This is a genomic window from Pseudomonas sp. NPDC088414 (assembly GCF_044753325.1).
GTDB lineage: Bacteria > Pseudomonadota > Gammaproteobacteria > Pseudomonadales > Pseudomonadaceae > Aquipseudomonas.
Genome location: NZ_JBIVMY010000002.1, coordinates 157265 through 172765 on the forward strand (window position 1 = coordinate 157265; position 15501 = coordinate 172765).

The 15501-nt window shown below is 59.6% G+C and carries 15 protein-coding genes; 8 read left to right on the plus strand and 7 right to left on the minus strand.

From position 1 onward, the window contains the following. Positions 1-216: 216 nt before the first annotated feature. A complete protein-coding gene (locus ACIP8I_RS03530; protein WP_400758710.1) occupies positions 217-2577 on the plus strand; it encodes a DNA polymerase II in 2361 nt (786 codons plus the stop codon). On the opposite strand, the gene ACIP8I_RS03535 is transcribed toward ACIP8I_RS03530, so the two are convergent. The 3 genes from ACIP8I_RS03535 to ACIP8I_RS03545 all read right to left on the minus strand — a co-directional run bounded on the left by ACIP8I_RS03535 (position 2542) and on the right by ACIP8I_RS03545 (position 5216). Next, positions 2542-3012 carry a DUF1810 domain-containing protein gene (locus ACIP8I_RS03535; protein WP_400758712.1) on the minus strand — a complete coding sequence of 157 codons (471 nt, stop codon included), beginning with the start codon at positions 3010-3012 and terminating at the stop codon, positions 2542-2544. The two genes, ACIP8I_RS03530 and ACIP8I_RS03535, sit on opposite strands and share 36 nt — an antisense overlap. A 28-nt stretch (positions 3013-3040) precedes the next feature. Further along, positions 3041-3862 carry an aldo/keto reductase gene (locus ACIP8I_RS03540; RefSeq protein WP_400758714.1) on the minus strand — a complete coding sequence of 274 codons (822 nt, stop codon included), beginning with the start codon at positions 3860-3862 and terminating at the stop codon, positions 3041-3043. Positions 3863-4067: 205 nt separating this feature from the next. After that, positions 4068-5216, minus strand: coding sequence for an aldose epimerase family protein (locus ACIP8I_RS03545; RefSeq protein WP_400758716.1), 1149 nt, complete (start codon positions 5214-5216; stop codon positions 4068-4070). 234 nt (positions 5217-5450) lie between these two features. Between ACIP8I_RS03545 and ACIP8I_RS03550 the strand changes: the two genes are divergently transcribed. From ACIP8I_RS03550 to ACIP8I_RS03565, 4 genes are all read left to right on the plus strand, one after another. Continuing rightward, positions 5451-6200 carry a hypothetical protein gene (locus ACIP8I_RS03550; RefSeq protein WP_400758718.1) on the plus strand — a complete coding sequence of 250 codons (750 nt, stop codon included), beginning with the start codon at positions 5451-5453 and terminating at the stop codon, positions 6198-6200. 167 nt (positions 6201-6367) lie between these two features. Beyond that, a complete protein-coding gene (locus ACIP8I_RS03555; RefSeq protein ID WP_400758720.1) occupies positions 6368-7582 on the plus strand; it encodes an MFS transporter in 1215 nt (404 codons plus the stop codon). Positions 7583-7805: 223 nt separating this feature from the next. Then, a complete protein-coding gene (locus ACIP8I_RS03560) occupies positions 7806-8591 on the plus strand; it encodes a sulfite exporter TauE/SafE family protein (RefSeq protein WP_400758721.1) in 786 nt (261 codons plus the stop codon). 9 nt (positions 8592-8600) lie between these two features. Continuing rightward, positions 8601-8915 carry a hypothetical protein gene (locus ACIP8I_RS03565; RefSeq protein WP_007965419.1) on the plus strand — a complete coding sequence of 105 codons (315 nt, stop codon included), beginning with the start codon at positions 8601-8603 and terminating at the stop codon, positions 8913-8915. Between the two features lie 149 nt (positions 8916-9064). Here ACIP8I_RS03565 and ACIP8I_RS03570 read toward each other — a convergent pair whose 3' ends face one another. Further along, positions 9065-9529, minus strand: a complete 465-nt coding sequence (locus ACIP8I_RS03570) for a GNAT family N-acetyltransferase (RefSeq protein WP_400758723.1) — start codon at positions 9527-9529, stop codon at positions 9065-9067. Positions 9530-9738: 209 nt separating this feature from the next. On the opposite strand from ACIP8I_RS03570, the gene ACIP8I_RS03575 reads away from it, so the two are divergent. After that, positions 9739-10311: a DUF4174 domain-containing protein gene (locus ACIP8I_RS03575; RefSeq protein ID WP_400758725.1), complete on the plus strand. Its 573-nt coding sequence runs from the start codon at positions 9739-9741 to the stop codon at positions 10309-10311. Between the two features lie 83 nt (positions 10312-10394). On the opposite strand, the gene ACIP8I_RS03580 is transcribed toward ACIP8I_RS03575, so the two are convergent. After that, complete coding sequence (locus tag ACIP8I_RS03580; RefSeq protein WP_400758727.1) at positions 10395-11015, minus strand: retron system putative HNH endonuclease; 621 nt, start codon at positions 11013-11015, stop codon at positions 10395-10397. Next, positions 11008-12375: an AAA family ATPase gene (locus ACIP8I_RS03585; protein ID WP_400758729.1), complete on the minus strand. Its 1368-nt coding sequence runs from the start codon at positions 12373-12375 to the stop codon at positions 11008-11010. Before ACIP8I_RS03585 ends, ACIP8I_RS03580 begins: the two co-directional genes overlap by 8 nt. A gap of 487 nt (positions 12376-12862) precedes the next feature. Between ACIP8I_RS03585 and ACIP8I_RS03590 the strand changes: the two genes are divergently transcribed. After that, on the plus strand, positions 12863-13171 hold the full coding sequence (locus ACIP8I_RS03590) for a hypothetical protein (RefSeq protein WP_400758731.1): 309 nt from the start codon (positions 12863-12865) through the stop codon (positions 13169-13171). Positions 13172-13231: 60 nt separating this feature from the next. Here ACIP8I_RS03590 and ampC read toward each other — a convergent pair whose 3' ends face one another. Then, positions 13232-14398, minus strand: coding sequence for a class C beta-lactamase (ampC, locus tag ACIP8I_RS03595; RefSeq protein WP_400758733.1), 1167 nt, complete (start codon positions 14396-14398; stop codon positions 13232-13234). 160 nt (positions 14399-14558) lie between these two features. On the opposite strand from ampC, the gene ACIP8I_RS03600 reads away from it, so the two are divergent. Then, the gene (locus ACIP8I_RS03600) at positions 14559-15431 is read left to right on the plus strand and encodes a LysR family transcriptional regulator (RefSeq protein ID WP_400758735.1); all 873 of its coding nucleotides are present in this window, start codon (positions 14559-14561) and stop codon (positions 15429-15431) included. The last annotated feature ends 70 nt before the right edge of the window (positions 15432-15501 follow it).

Below are 15501 nucleotides of genomic sequence, written 5' to 3' on the forward strand. Positions count from 1 at the left end.
GCTTGGCTCCAACCCTGTGGCGAGGGAGCTTGCTCCCGCTGGACTGCGTAGCAGGCCCAAACCCTGAGCATTCGGTTTGCCTGATTCACCGCATTGCCTGGTTTTACGACTGCTGCGCAGCCGAGCGGGAGCAAGCTCCCTCGCCACAGGGGATGGGGTTATCTCGGACGATGCCGCGTAGAATGCCCCTCTGATTCAATTCCTGAGGTTGCAGTGGTGGATTTACAGCAGGGCTTCGTCCTGACCCGGCATTGGCGCGATACTCCGGCCGGCACCGAAGTCGAGTTCTGGCTGGCGACCGACGCCGGGCCGCGCCGTGTGCGTCTGGCGCCGCAAACGTCGGTAGCATTTATCCCCGCCGCACAACGCGAAGCGGCCGAACGCCTGCTGCACGACGAAAAGAACGTCGAACTGCGCCCACTGGCCCTGCAGGATTTCGAACATCGCCCGGTGTTGGGCCTGTATTGCCAGCAACACGGCCAGTTGATGCGCCTGGAAACCGCGCTGTCCCGCGCCGGCGTCGATGTCTTCGAAGCCGATGTGCGTCCGCCCGAGCGCTACCTCATGGAGCGTTTCATTACCGCGCCGGTGCTGTTCAGCGGTACTGCCGACGCTGATGGCGTGCTGCTCAACGCCCAGCTCAAACCTGACCCCAAATACCGACCGAAATTGCGCCTGGTCTCGCTGGACATCGAAACCACTGAAACCGGCGAGCTGTATTCCATTGCCCTCGAAGGCTGCGGCCAGCGTCAGGTGTACATGCTCGGCGCGCCCAACGGCGACGCCAGCATCGTTGACTTCGACCTCGAATACTGCGACTCACGCACCGTGATCCTGAAGAAACTCAACGACTGGTTCGCGCTGCACGACCCCGATGCGATCATCGGCTGGAACGTCGTGCAGTTCGACCTGCGCATTCTTCACGAACACGCGCGACGCCTCGGTGTGCCGCTGAAAATCGGCCGTGGCGGTGAGGAGATGCAGTGGCGCGAACACGGCAGCCGCACGCACTACTTTGCCTCGGCGGCGGGGCGCTTGATCATCGACGGCATCGAGTCCTTGCGTTCGGCGACCTGGAGTTTCCCCTCGTTCAGCTTGGAAAACGTCGCCCAGACCCTGCTCGGCGAGGGCAAGGCGATCGACAATCCGTACCAGCGCATGGACGAAATCAACCGCATGTTCGCCGAGGACAAGCCGGCGCTGGCCAAGTACAACCTCAAGGACTGCGAGCTGGTCACGCGGATCTTTGCCAAGACCGAGTTGCTGACGTTTCTCCTCGAACGCGCCAGCGTCACCGGCCTGCCGGCGGATCGCAGCGGTGGCTCGGTGGCGGCGTTCACCCATCTGTATATGCCGCTGATGCATCGCCAGGGCTTTGTCGCGCCGAATCTGGGCACCAACCCGCCACAGGCCAGCCCTGGCGGCTTCGTCATGGATTCGCAGCCGGGGCTGTACGAGTCGGTGCTGGTGCTGGATTACAAGAGTCTGTATCCGTCGATCATCCGCACCTTTCTGATCGACCCGGTGGGCCTGATCGAGGGCCTGCAACACCCGGACGATGCCGATTCGGTGCCGGGGTTTCGCGGTGCACGTTTCTCGCGCACCCGGCATTGCCTGCCGTCGATTGTCGCGCGGGTCGCCGAGGGCCGCGAGACCGCCAAGCGCGAGCACAACGCACCGTTGTCGCAAGCGCTGAAGATCATTATGAACGCCTTCTACGGCGTGCTCGGCTCCAGCGGCTGCCGGTTTTTCGATACGCGGCTGGCATCGTCGATCACCCTGCGCGGCCACGAGATCATGTTGCGCACCCGTCAGTTGATCGAAGCGCAGGGCCACGCGGTGATCTACGGCGACACCGATTCGACCTTCGTCTGGCTGCGCCGGCCGCATGGGCAGGAAGAAGCGGCGCAGATCGGCCAGGCGCTGGTCAGGCACGTCAACGATTGGTGGCGCGAACATGTGCGTGAGGAATACGGCCTGCAAAGCACCCTCGAATTGCAGTACGAAACCCACTACAAGCGCTTTCTGATGCCGACCATTCGCGGCGCCGAGGAGGGCAGCAAAAAGCGCTACGCCGGACTGGTGACCCGCGCCGACGGCAGCGAAGAAATGGTCTACAAGGGTCTGGAAACCGTGCGCACCGACTGGTCGCTGCTGGCCCGGCAGTTCCAGCAGGAACTCTACGAGCGGATTTTCCAGCGCAAGCCGTATCAGGATTACGTGCGCGATTACGTGCGCAAGACCCTCGCCGGCGAATTCGATGAGCGACTGGTCTACCGCAAACGCCTGCGCCGCACCCTCGACGACTACGAACGCAACGTGCCGCCGCATGTGCGCGCGGCGCGGCTGGCCGACGATTACAACGCGCAGCACGGACGCCCTAGGCAATACCAGAACGGCGGCTGGATCAGTTACGTGATCACCTTGGCCGGGCCGGAACCGCTGGAAGTGCGCCGCGCCGCGATCGACTACGATCACTACATCACCCGCCAGCTGCAACCGGTGGCAGACGCGATTCTGCCGTTTGTCGACGACGATTTCTCAACCCTGATCGGGGGGCAACTGGGCCTGTTTTGAGTCCAGCAGTTGCAGGGTCCACTCGTCGAGGATGCCGTGGAAGTAACGCTCCAGTGCCTGATTGAACGGGCAATCGGCAGCGCTGAACTGCGCAAACAGGGTCATCGAGGAATGGAATTTCAGATCGTCGGGGTGGCCGAAAATCTCGGCAATCGAGCGCTGACGGATGCTCAGCACCAGTTGCGTGCAGGTGCGCAGCCGTGCGCCAAGCAGGCCGTGGGCCAGATAGGCCCGCGCCTCGTCGGCGGATTGAATGGCGTAACGCCGGGACATCTCGCTGCCACCCAGCCCGGCGAACTGCGGGAACACAAACCATATCCAGTGGCTGCGTTTGCGCCCCTCGTCGAGTTCGCGCTGGACCCGTTCGAACACCGGGTCTTGGGCCTGGATGAAACGCTGCAGGTTGAACGGGTCATGCTGATCAGTGCTTCTCATGACGAAGCCCTCGCCAGCAGCCGGCAAGTCAGACCATCGCCAGCCGCTGCTTGCGTTGTGGCGCTTTGAATACCTGGTCCAGCGCCGCCAGATCCCCGGCATCCAGTTGCAACTGCGCCGCTTGTGCATTGAGTTGCACGTGTTCCGGTCGCACAGCCTTGGGAATCGCAATCACACCATCCTGACGCAGAATCCACGCCAGCGAAACCTGTGCCGGGGTCACGTTGTGACGAGCGGCAATCTGCTGTAGCGCTGGTTCGGCGAGCATCGCGCCGCCCTGGCCGATCGGGCAGTACGCCATCAACGGCATACGCTGTTGCTGGCACCAGGGCAGAAGATCGAATTCGACGCCGCGCTCTTCGAGGTTGTACAGCACCTGATTGGTGGCGCAGGCCGGGGAGGCCAGTTCTTCGAGATCGTCGACATCGAAATTCGACACGCCCCAACGGCCGATCTTGCCGTCCTCGCGCAGGCGTTCGAAAGCTTCGACGGTTTCTTCCAGCGGATACTGACCGCGCCAATGCAGCAGATAGAGGTCGATGTAATCGGTATCGAGCCGGCGCAGACTGCGCTCGCAGGCTTGCGGGATGCCTTTGCGGCTGGCGTTGTGCGGATAGACCTTGCTCACCAGAAACACCCGGTCACGCAGACCGGCGATGGCTTCGCCAACCACGCTTTCGGCGCCGCCCTCGGCGTACATTTCCGCTGTATCGATCAGGGTCATGCCGAGTTCGATGCCTTGGCGCAGCGCGGACACTTCCCGCGGGTGCGCCGAGCGATCTTCGCCCATGCGCCAGGTGCCCTGGCCGATCTCTGGAACCTGCACGCCTGCCAGTTCAAGGGTACGCATTCAAACCTCCTGTGCTGATGGTCGATACCTTAGTGGGCAGCAGGATAGCGCAGGGGTTCCAATGGAGGTCGATGAACCTGTGGCGAGGGAGCTTGCTCCCGCTGGGGCGCGAAGCGGCCCTTGCTCTTCTTTCAGTTGAAGTTGAAAAAGCAGGGGCCTGCTGCGCAGGCCAGCGGGAGCAAGCTCCCTCGCCACAGGTTAAGTGTTATTTCGCGGAGAACTTCAACACCACGCTATGGCTGTAAGTCTGCCCCGGATCCAGCCGCGTGCTCGGAAAATCCGGCTGATTCGGCGCATCCGGATAGTGCTGGGTCTCCAAAGTAAACGCGCCCCAGTGCGGATAGACCTTGCCAGCCTTGCCCTTGACCGTGCCATCGAGGAAGTTGCTGGTATAAAACTGCACCCCCGGCTCGCTGGTGAACAGCTGCAGATGCCGCCCGGACTGCGGATCGCTGACCTCGGCGGCAACTTTGCTCACATCCCCCTTGGTATCCAGCACCCAGTTGAAATCGAAGCCGCCCTGTTTCGGTTCGGCGAATTTCAACTGCGGGTGATCGGCCTTGATGTGCGTACCAATGGCGGTGGGTTTGGTGAAGTCCATTGGTGTGCCGGCCACTGGCGCCAGTTCGCCGGTCGGGATCAGTTTGCCGGTGACCGGGGTGTAATGGCTGGCGTGCAAGGTGGCCACTTGCTTGAGGATGTCGCCATTGCCGGCACCGGCGAGGTTGAAGTAGCTGTGGTTGGTCAGGTTGAGCACCGTCGGTTTATCGGTGCTGGCCTGATAGTCGATGCGCAGTTCGTTGCTGTCGGTCAGGCGGTAGGTCACCTGCGTGGTGAGGTTGCCGGGGAAGCCCATTTCGCCGTCCGCCGACAGATAGGTGAGCGTCACGCCGACGGAATCCTTGTCCTTGGTTTCCTGCGCTTTCCAGACTTTCTTGTCAAAACCCAGTGTGCCGCCATGCAAGGCGTTGGACTTGTCGTTCTGCGGCACCTGATAGCGCTTGCCGTCGAGTTCGAACGCGCCGTCCGCGAGGCGATTGCCGAAACGGCCGATGGTCGCGCCGAAATACGCCGTGCCTTTCTGGTAACCCTGCACATCGTCGAAACCGAGCACCACATCGGCGGCTTTGCCGTTTTTGTCCGGCACCAGCAGCGATTGCAGGGTGGCGCCGTAGGTGATGACGGTCGCCTGCATGCCGTGGCTGTTGCGCAGGATGTATTGCTCGACGGGCGTGCCGTCATTGGTTTTGCCAAAGGCTTTGTGTTCGGCGCTGAGGCCGGCCGCGTTGGCGGAGAGGGTGGCGATCATCAAGGACAGTCCGAGGCCGGAGAGCAGGTGACGTGATTGAAGCATGGTTGACCTTCCTTTTTGTTGTTGTTTTCAAAACAGGGTAATAGTCATGCTAATTGTGGGTTGAGTCAGAATTTATAGCCGGTTAAAGGTTTAGTGCAAATATAAAGTCATACTAAATAGTTGCCGAAGGTCGGGAAATCGTGCCAGCGCTGCACTTTTCCGGATTCGGCGGCTCTATCCATGGCCAGGATGCGGCGACGCCCGCCGCGCAGGAATGTGCCTGTTCGAGAATTCATGCCGAGAGCTTTTCACCCGATCGCCCGATTTTTTCGCCGCCCGTGCCTGTTGCTGGCCTGTCTGTCATTGCTGTTTGTCAGCGGGTGCACGCACCAGACCGGCAACGGTTTCATCGCTCAGATGCGTGACGGTCAACCGCAGGAATTCCTGCAGACCAGCGTCGACCGCATGGCCACGTTGGCGATGCGCGACAACCTCAACAGTCTTTATCGATTGATGGGCAAGCTGTATTTGCGCAACCCGGAAGAGCTGCGCAAATCGGGATTCCTCGACATCAACACCGCCGTTAAACAGGTGCGCCTGGCCGTCGAACAGCAGCAACCATTGCCGGTGCTGGGCGGGCACAAGGATCTGGCGGCGCTCAGCTACGCGATGAGTCCGGAGTTTCTCGGGGATCGGGTCGGTGCGTTCATCTATGCCATCGGCAGCATGCTGGTCACCGCCCATGGCAATCGCATCGAGTTCTACATGACCGATGCAATCAACCCGACCTTCGTCCACAACGCCGCGCGCAATATCGAAAAAGCCACGTGGATTCTGGCCCAGCGCCAGAACAAGGAAGGCCAGCCGTTGCTGTTCTCCAACGAAATCTCGGAGGAGGGCAGCAACCTCAGTTTCGCCACCGAGTTCGGCAAGATCGTTGCGCGGCTTGATCTGCTGGCGCAGATGCTTGATGAGCGCTATCGGCGCATTGGGTTGAATTACGCGCAGAGCCTGCTGTTCCTGAATTTCCTCCCGGTGCAGTAATCCCTGTAGGAGCTGCCGCAGGCTGCGATCTTTTGATTTTGTTTTTTAAGATCAAGATCAAAAGATCGCAGCCTGCGGCAGCTCCTACAGGTAAGTGTTGTCAGTCATGAGGGATAGGTTGTATACAATCCTCCGTCACATTTGACTCAAATGGAGCTGCACCTGTCATGACCGACTCCGCAAGCACCGACTTCACTCGCACTGACTGCGCCATCCGCACCGAAAAACTGCCCTATGCCGCATTACTGGCGTTCGCCATGACCGGCTTCATCGCCATCCTCACCGAGACCCTGCCGGCCGGGCTGCTGCCGCAGATCGGCGCCGGGCTTGGGGTCAGCGAAGTGCTCGCCGGGCAACTGGTGACGCTGTATGCGCTGGGCTCGATTGTCGCGGCGATTCCACTGACCGTCGCCACCCGGGGCTGGCCACGGCGGCGGGTGCTGTTGATGACGGTTGGCGGGTTCCTGGTGTTCAACACCGTGACCACGTTCTCCAGCCATTACGGCCTGACCCTGGCCTCGCGGTTTCTCGCCGGGATGGCGGCGGGGCTGTCGTGGGGAATCATGGCCGGTTACGCCCGCGGGATCGTGCCGGTGCATCAGCAGGGGCGGGCGTTGGCGATCGCCATGCTCGGCACCCCGGTGGCGCTGTCGCTGGGCACCCCGGCGGGGACCTGGCTGGGCAACCTGATCGGCTGGCGCGCCTCATTCGGGATCATGTCGGCGCTGGCGTTGGTGCTGGCGGCGTGGATTGTGCTGGCGGTGCCGGACCGTCCGGGGCAGGCCAGCAGCGAACGCCTGCCGCTGCTGCAATCACTAAGCCTGCCGGGCGTGCGGCCGGTGCTGTTCGTGGTGCTGACCTGGATGCTCGGGCACAACATTCTCTACACCTACATCGCGCCATTCCTGATGCAGGCCGGGCTGGCCGAGCGCGTCGATCTGGTGCTGCTGGTGTTCGGCCTGTGTTCGCTGGTGGGGATCTGGATCATCGGTTTGCTGGTGGATCGCTGGTTGCGCTGGCTGACGCTGATCAGCCTCGCGGTGTTTGCCGTGACCGCACTGGTGCTGGCGCTGATATCCCCGTCGCCGTGGCTGATCTATACCTGCATGGCCGTGTGGGGCCTGTCATTTGGTGGTTCGGCGACGTTGCTGCTGACGGCGGCGGCGGATTCGGCTGGCGAGCATGTGGACGTGGTGCAGGCGATGCTCACCACCTCGTGGAACGTGGCGATTGCCGGTGGCGGCCTGTTTGGCGGGTTGCTGCTGGATCGGGCGGGCGCGATGTCCTTTCCATGGGCGTTGTTGATCCTGTCGCTGATCGCGCTGGCGACGGTGTGGATCAACCGTCATCACAGCTTCAAACCGGGCCGGCGCCAGCACTGAACCACACCTCCACTGTAGGAGCTGCCGAAGGCTGCGATCTTTTGATCTTGTTTCTAAATCAAAATCAAAAGATCGTCCGAACGCGGCCCGAGCCTTCGGCAGCTCCTACAGGGTTTATGTGCAGCCATTTGGCATAACGATAGACCGCATCGATATATGTGGTTATATGAAAAATCGCTATGCTGCGGGCCAGATTTTTCCTGTCGTTTTTCTGGACGTCTTAATGGAATTGGCAAATTTCGGCCTGGTCATCGCCGGGCTGGTGGTGGGTTTTATTGTCGGCATGACCGGTGTCGGCGGCGGTTCGTTGATGACGCCGATCCTGCTGTGGTTCGGCATCAACCCGGCAACAGCGGTGGGCACCGACCTTTTATACGCGGCCATTACCAAATCCAGTGGCGTGCTGGTGCACAAGAAAAACAAAAACATCGACTGGGCCATCACCGGCTGGCTGACCCTCGGCAGCGTGCCGGCAGTCGCCATGACCTTGTGGTTTCTCAGCACGCTGCACACCGCGCCCGAGGCGATGAACGCGATCATCAAACAGGCCTTGGGCTTCGTGCTGTTCGCCACGGCGCTGGCGATTCTGTTCAAGAAGCGCCTGCTCGAATTCGCTCACAAACGCGCGGGCGGCAATTACAACCCGAGCGGCGCGCGCCTGAATGTGATGACGGTGATCACCGGGCTGATCCTCGGCACCATGGTCGCCCTGACCTCGATCGGCGCCGGCGCCCTCGGCACGGTCGCGCTGTTCATCCTCTATCCGCTGCTGCCGACCCGGCGCCTGGTCGGCACCGAAATCGCCCACGCCGTGCCGCTGACTCTGGTTGCGGGTCTGGGCCACGCGAGCATGGGCAACATGGATTGGGGCGTGCTGGGCTTTCTGCTGATGGGTTCGTTGCCGGGCATCTGGCTGGGCAGCCACCTGACCGGGCGTATCTCCGACGAATTGCTGCGCCCGTGCCTGGCGACCATGCTGCTGTTGATCGGCTACAAACTGGCGTTCTGATCGACAGCCATGAGCGAAACCACCCTGCACTGCAACGCACGCCTGGCGATCACCGTCGAACCACGGGAAATGCGCATGAGCCATTGGCTGTATGCGCCGCGCGTGGTCGATCAGCAGAGCGGGCGGGTGCTGCTCGACCTGAGCGAGAGCCTGTGGGATCTGATTTCCACGGAGGATGAATCGGACAGCGGGATCGCTTTGCTGCTGCGCAAGTATCCGGGTGATCAATTGCCGGTGACGCTGAGCATCAGCCTGGAGGACGGGCAGCTCAGGATTGCCGGGCGCCGTGTCGAGGCTTCAACGCTGGCGTCCGCGCTGGGCTAAACGCACTGGAGCGCTGTGGCGAAGGCGCTTGTCGGAACGCCGCACACCTCCGCCGGGGCGCGAAGCGTCCCTTGCGCTTGCATTGAAAAAGCAGGGTCTGCTGCGCAGTCCAGCGGGAGCAAGCTCCCTCGCCACAGGATCAATTCCGATCAACGCTGGATGTTGAATTTCATGACTGTCACCGGCAGGTCTTCGTACGCCACATCTTCGACCACTTCCCACCCCAGCCGCGCATACAGCGATTGCGCGGCGTCGGTGTACAGATACAACTCGGTCACGCCCAGCGCCGCCGCTTCAGCGACGATCCGGTTGACCAGCTGCGAAGCAATCCCGCGTCCGCGTTCTTTGGCTTTCACGTAGACGCCCGCCAGCCACGGCGTCAGTTGCGGGCGGATCTTCATGTCGCTGTCGATCAGCAGTGCGCCACCGAGCAATCGGCCGTCTTCAATGGCCACCACCACGCTGGGAATTGCACCCTTTCCACAGGCCGCGCGCATCCGCTCGGTGCGAGCCTCAAGGGTATCGCCGTCACGGAATTCGCCCCATTCCTTGAAGTTGAGTTCGGCCAGTTCCTCAATCAAATGCGGGTGATCGCACAGGTAATCGATATGCATGGGCTGAACTCCTTTTCATGGGCGGAACAGCCAGCCTAATGTGCTCACAAAAGGTAATCAAATCCGCGTCACGATTGCGCCGATGCGGTTGCGCAATGACGCGGCTGACCTAAGCTTCTGACAAGGCGAAACATATTTGCCGGGCACGACCCCGGAACAATCGCCGCGATGCGCAATCATTAGAGCGTGGATATCAAAAGGAGATGCGCATGCTCATCAGGTCACTGACCCTGACACTCTTGCTGGCGATTGCCGGCCCCTTGTTCGCCGATGACACCGGCTCGCTCCTAGACGGGGATATGGGGCGGGCCCGACCGTTGATCGTAATCGCACAAAGCACCGTCGACCCGGTGTGGGTGGGCCTGAAAAAGTCGCTGGAAGATCCTGCCAACAAGAAAGGTGTGACTGATCGCAACATCAAGGTCTACACCATCCTCAACATGGCCGGTCAGCTCGATGGCAAAGACCTCGGTCAGCAGGACACCATGGCTTTGCTGCGGTCGCTGAAGCTCGGCGCCGGGGCGTACCCGAAAGTGTTCCTGCTGGGCAAGGACGGCGAGGCCAAGCTCTCGGCCTCGGGCGATGAAGCGAAGTCGGTGGACCTGAAGAAGATCTTCGACACGGTTGATGCATTGCCGGCGAGCGAAAAGGAAATCAGCGCACCGACGGTCGCTGAAACCAAGGCCACGGCCGCCGAACCGGCAGCCAAGAAAGGCGAGAAGGGCGCCAAGCCAACCAAACCGGCGAAACCGAGCAAGCCACCGGAAATGCCGGATGATTGAGGCAGGCTCTGAATAAAAAATGGCGGACGCTTTAAACGTTCGCCATTTTTTTGTCCGCTTGGATGACCACGATACCCTGAATATCAGGGCAGGAGCTGACGGATGATATTGACCAGAACCGGAGAGAAAGCCGCAAGCTGGCCATTCTTGGGAGTCAGCATGTCATCAAGGAGAATGCCCAGAAGCTCTTCATCTTCAAGGTCATCGGGTTGCATGCCTCCTGTAAAAATCAACTGATCAACCAGCTGTTTCCGCGCCCCTATGAGTCCGCGATTGCTTTCTTCGGTATGACCGAGATTCAAAATTTCCAGAGCTGAATTTGCCCGTTCAGTTTTGCCGGTCACTCTGCCGGACAGATAAAACTTCAATTCCGACTCGCACTCCTCCATCAACGGCGTCAGATCTAGTGGGCGCGTGCCTCGATGATGTCCACATTGATTCTGGCGTTGGCAACTGGCGACGATGTTGGTGAACTCCAGTGTGCGATTGGGGGCTTTATCCTGGGCCTCAACGTGCTCGTTATGTGAGTTGTCGCCTGCAATGGTCTGGCAGCAATAGGCGCAAAGGCTGAACTGTTCCGCTATACAGGCCGTGCGTACGCTCACGCGTTCTTCGCTGGGCAGGTCCCGGTAACGTAATGTTGCGTTGGCGCGTTTCCATCTGATGAGTTGTTCCGGCTCGGCTCCCTTGGTGATTTTACGCACGGCGCAACTCCAGTTTGCGCAGCAATAGCGCGGCTTTCGCCAGTTCGATATGACCGTCTGGAAGTTCTTCTGCCAGTTCGGCGAATAGCTTTTGTGCGGTTTCCAGATCACCGTCCTGCAAGCGTTCGAGCAGTGCGTTCAAATGTTTTTGAACGTCGCTGTTACGGATGTCGGTGTCCATGACTTCCAGCAGCACCTGATTGGCATCAAGTCCGTAAAGGCCGTTGTGTTCGTGGAGTTCACCGTCATTGAGCACGTAAACCAGTACATCCTTGGCGTCGCTGATGACCAGGGGCGAGTGGGTGGTCAGCACGAACTGGCAGTTGGGGAAGGTTTCGCTCAGTTGGCGGATCAGACTGCGTTGCCATTTAGGGTGCAGATGAAGATCCACTTCGTCGATCAGGACGATGCCGTCGCCGTGGAGCGGGTTGTCCAGCGACTGGTTCATCATTGCCAGGCGGCGGGCGATGTCACCGACCAGTGCCATCATCGACTTTTCGCCTTGCGAGAGTTGGGCGACGTTGAGGGTGACGCCGTCCTTGTCGATAGCCATGTGCAGGCGCGGCTTGCGTTGAACGCGCAGGTTGGTGAAGCCGGGCATGAAAGCGGCGATGGCGGAGCGAACGGCGGTTAGCTGACGGTCGCGGGAAGAGGCTTTCAGGTTGGACAGGGTTTTCCAAACATCACTGTCATAGCCGAACTTTATGGAGATTTCAGCCAGTGCAGTGTCGGAAATACCGGTCTCGTTTTCGCTGTCCTCGCGTTCGCGGAACCATTCGAAGAAACGGCGGAAATCGACGCCTCGGTTGAGCGAGTTGTCATAGCCGTCGAGTTGGTCGAAGGTGTGTTTGGTTTTGATTTTTAGCGGAATTTCTAGAACCGACCGTTCGACCGGATAATAGGCAATTAATGGGAGGGAAGCGCTGATATCGGAAGTAAGTTGTGTACGGTAGTGGTCGGCTAGCTGGCTTGCTTCGGATAGCGAACTGTGAGTCGCAGACTTTTTCCCTTGTCTTGCTCGGGCTACTGTCCAAGTGAACAATATTTCCTCCGCCCACTCTTCTAAAGTTTCTGAGCGTTCCTGAAATGGATCTATTACAGCGACATTGATCATGGCGATTGACACACCATTTCGGATGTCTTCATCAGCCAAATGATTTCCGATACCTTTTTCAGTGCGAATCCGGGCGACCAACCAGCTCAATGAGGTAGCTAGCGATTTTAAAAGGGTAGTTTTCCCGGCACCGTTGTTCCCCACAATAACCGTTACGTTCGATGGGTTTTTTGAGGTGGGAGCCAAATAAACGGTCAAATCGCTGAACCGGCTGACATTCGTCAGGCTTAAGCTGAAAACTTGCAACGCATCACCTTTCAGGTTCAGACAGTGTGAAGATTTTGGCGCGCATTATGTCATTCCCGGCTCCAGATTGATTTGGTGGAGTGTAGATACTCCATCTCAGCCGGTCACCCATGAAAATAGTTTCTGCTTATTCCCACTGAAATGAGCTGCGCAACACCCTTCAGATTCCTCGGATATTTCCTTCAAAGCGCGGCGGCGTTGGTGAACTGGTGGCTTGGGTCGAACGCCGATAACCTCTTCGGGCCGCTGCAAAATCAGCGGCCGGATGTGGAAGTCCGTATGCAGACTCATTCACCAAGCCCCGTTATGCGCATGGCGACATCTTTTATGTCAACATCGCGACCTTATGGTGGCTGTACGCGGGAGCGCTTTCGAGTGCGCCGGGTTCGGGTGATTGGCTCGGTCTTCCACACCTGCGTGCAGCTGCCACCCTCATGTGGAAGTGAGATGGGTAGCGGTCTCAACAATCCCTATTGGAGTTTCACCCATGAAGAAAACGGATGTCGAATCACCTGAGATTTCCACCGATTCAACCAAACCCCGCTACATCCCCATTACCGGCATCGACTGCCAGATCCCCTGCCTCCTGATCGACCGCGAAGCCCCGGTAGACGTGCTCTACGGCACCGCCGCCTACCGATTACGAAGCGTGACTCAACTGCTGGAAACCCTTTCCCTCAGCGACGGCATCGGTCATGACTCATTACTGCTGCAGGACTTCGCCCGGGTGCTGGCAATCCCTCTGCGCGACAGCTGCGACCTGATGGATGTGCTGGGCTGGAAGCTACAGGCGTAGTTTCAAACCCTCAAACCAAAATGGGCGACCCTCTCAGGTCGCCCATTTTTTATGGCGTGATCACCGGGTCAATTCCCCCAGAATCTTGTGCGCAATCTTCACCCGCTCTCCATTCGGGTAGTTGCGGTTCGCCAGAATGACGATCCCGACTTTCTTCGACGGTACGAATGCGACATACGCGCCGAAGCCACCGGTGGAACCGGTCTTGTTCAGCAGCACGTTCGCCGGTTCCGGCTGTGGCGGGTTGAGCCATTTGACCTTGTGCGCTTCCATGGCCATCGGCGTCGAGTTGCCGTCCAGCAGGCGGTCGAGGCTGATCGGGTAGGTGTAGCGTTCCCAGCCCAGGCCCTGAGTCATGTCGCCGACGGTGTAGTAGCCGGTGTGGGTGAGCGCGATGGCTTTTTGCACGGGTGATTCGAGTTTGGCGGTGTCGAGGTTGGCCTGGACATATTGCAGCAGATCCGCGGCGCTGGTTTTTACGCCGTAGGCTTCGGAGTCGAGGGCGCCGGGGCTGACTCGAATCGGTTTGTTGTTCTTGTCATAGCCTTGGGCGTAGAGCTTTTGTTCAGACGCCGGCACCGACAGGAAGGTGTGCTTGAGCCCGAGTTTCGGCAGCAGGGTTTGAGTCATGACCTGATTGAACGGTTGGCCAAGGCTTTTCGCCGCCAGATAGCCGAACAGGCCGATGCTCGGGTTGGAATACAGGCGATGGCTGCCGGCCGGAAAAGTCGGTTTCCACTGTTGGTAATAGCCGAGCATCTTGTCGGAAGAATCCGCGGCATCCGGGAATTGCAAGGGAAGGCCGCCGGCGCTGTAAGTGCCCAGTTGCAGCAGGCTGATGTGGTCAAAAGCGCTGCCTTTCAGCTCGGGCCAGTGCTGGCTGGCCTTGTCGGAGAATTCCAGTTTGCCGCTGGCCTGCGCATAGCCGGCCAGGGTCGCGGCAAAGGTTTTACTCACCGAGCCGATCTCGAACAGGGTGTTTTCGCTGACTTTCTGCCCCGTATCCTTGGCGGCCACGCCGTAATTAAAGTAATGCGGCTGACCGTTGACAGTGATAGCCACGGCCAGGCCCGGAACCTGCTGTTGCTGCATCACCGGGGTGACGGCTTTATTCACCAGGGCTTGCAGCTGCTCGTCGCTGGGGGTGGCCGCCATGCACGCGGCAGCGCCGAAAAACACGCCGAAAGCGCTGCAGGAAATGACTTTGCTCGAGTTGATGAAGAACATGAGTGAACCACTCTCCATGAGTGTTGAGGGTGATATCCCGCTAGACTGCGGGCAATTTAAACGTTAGTCGACTGATCAGCGCCGACAATTTAGGCAGTCTGGCACTCGCCGACAAACGATGAAAACTCGGACGAGCCATTAGAAAAATTTGGGACCTGGCATGATTCGACCTCAACTGCCGCTCAATGCACTGCGCGCGTTCGAAGCCTCGGCGCGGCATCTGAGCTTTACCCGCGCCGCTGTGGAATTGTGCGTGACTCAGGCGGCGGTCAGCCATCAGGTCAAAAGCCTTGAGGCGCAGCTCAATGTAACCCTGTTCAAACGCCTGCCCCGTGGGCTAATGCTGACCAGTGAAGGGGAGACCCTGTTGCCGGTTTTGACCACGTCGTTCGATCATATCGCGCAGATGCTTGAGCGGCTGGCCGGCGGTCAGTATCGGGACATGTTGACCGTGGGTGCCGTCGGAACCTTTGCGGTCGGTTGGCTGCTGCCACGGCTGGCAGACTTCCAGACGAAACATCCGCTCATAGATTTGCGCCTGTCGACTCACAACAACCGGGTCGACGTCGCGGCTGAGGGGCTGGATTACGCGATTCGTTTCGGCGCCGGAGCGTGGCACGGCATCGAGGCCACGCGCTTGCTTGATGCGCCACTGTCGGTGCTGTGCGTGCCGGAAATCGCCCGGCAACTGCACACGCCGACGGATCTGCTGCAACAGCGCTTGCTGCGTTCCTATCGCACCGATGAATGGCCGGAGTGGTTTCACGCCGCAGGCCTGGCGACCCACGCGGCGCCGCCGCAGAGCATTGTCTTCGACTCATCGCTGGCGATGATGGAAGCCGCGCTGCAGGGCAGCGGAGTCGCATTGGCACCACCGCTGATGTTCGCCCGGCAACTGGCAGCGGACGTGATTCGCCAGCCGTTTGCGATTGAAATCACCACCGGCAGTTATTGGCTGACGCGCCTGCAGTCGCGCCCGGAGACGGCGGCAATGCTCGCCTTCAAAAACTGGCTGCTACAAATCTCTGCCTGACACAAATCCTTTGTAGGAGCTGCCGCAGGCTGCGATCTTTTGACTTTGATTTTTGAAGATCAAGATCAAA

Bases quoted from the DNA above. Each gene is read 5' to 3' on its own strand.
- ACIP8I_RS03600 (WP_400758735.1), top strand. From the start codon at position 14,559: ATGATTCGACCTCAACTGCCGCTCAATGCACTGCGCGCGTTCGAAGCC.
- ACIP8I_RS03550 (WP_400758718.1), top strand. From the start codon at position 5,451: ATGCCGAGAGCTTTTCACCCGATCGCCCGATTTTTTCGCCGCCCGTGC.
- ACIP8I_RS03575 (WP_400758725.1), top strand. From the start codon at position 9,739: ATGCTCATCAGGTCACTGACCCTGACACTCTTGCTGGCGATTGCCGGC.
- ACIP8I_RS03565 (WP_007965419.1), top strand. From the start codon at position 8,601: ATGAGCGAAACCACCCTGCACTGCAACGCACGCCTGGCGATCACCGTC.
- ACIP8I_RS03570 (WP_400758723.1), bottom strand. From the start codon at position 9,529: ATGCATATCGATTACCTGTGCGATCACCCGCATTTGATTGAGGAACTG.
- ACIP8I_RS03590 (WP_400758731.1), top strand. From the start codon at position 12,863: ATGAAGAAAACGGATGTCGAATCACCTGAGATTTCCACCGATTCAACC.
- ACIP8I_RS03545 (WP_400758716.1), bottom strand. From the start codon at position 5,216: ATGCTTCAATCACGTCACCTGCTCTCCGGCCTCGGACTGTCCTTGATG.
- ACIP8I_RS03540 (WP_400758714.1), bottom strand. From the start codon at position 3,862: ATGCGTACCCTTGAACTGGCAGGCGTGCAGGTTCCAGAGATCGGCCAG.
- ACIP8I_RS03535 (WP_400758712.1), bottom strand. From the start codon at position 3,012: ATGAGAAGCACTGATCAGCATGACCCGTTCAACCTGCAGCGTTTCATC.
- ACIP8I_RS03555 (WP_400758720.1), top strand. From the start codon at position 6,368: ATGACCGACTCCGCAAGCACCGACTTCACTCGCACTGACTGCGCCATC.
- ampC (WP_400758733.1), bottom strand. From the start codon at position 14,398: ATGTTCTTCATCAACTCGAGCAAAGTCATTTCCTGCAGCGCTTTCGGC.
- ACIP8I_RS03560 (WP_400758721.1), top strand. From the start codon at position 7,806: ATGGAATTGGCAAATTTCGGCCTGGTCATCGCCGGGCTGGTGGTGGGT.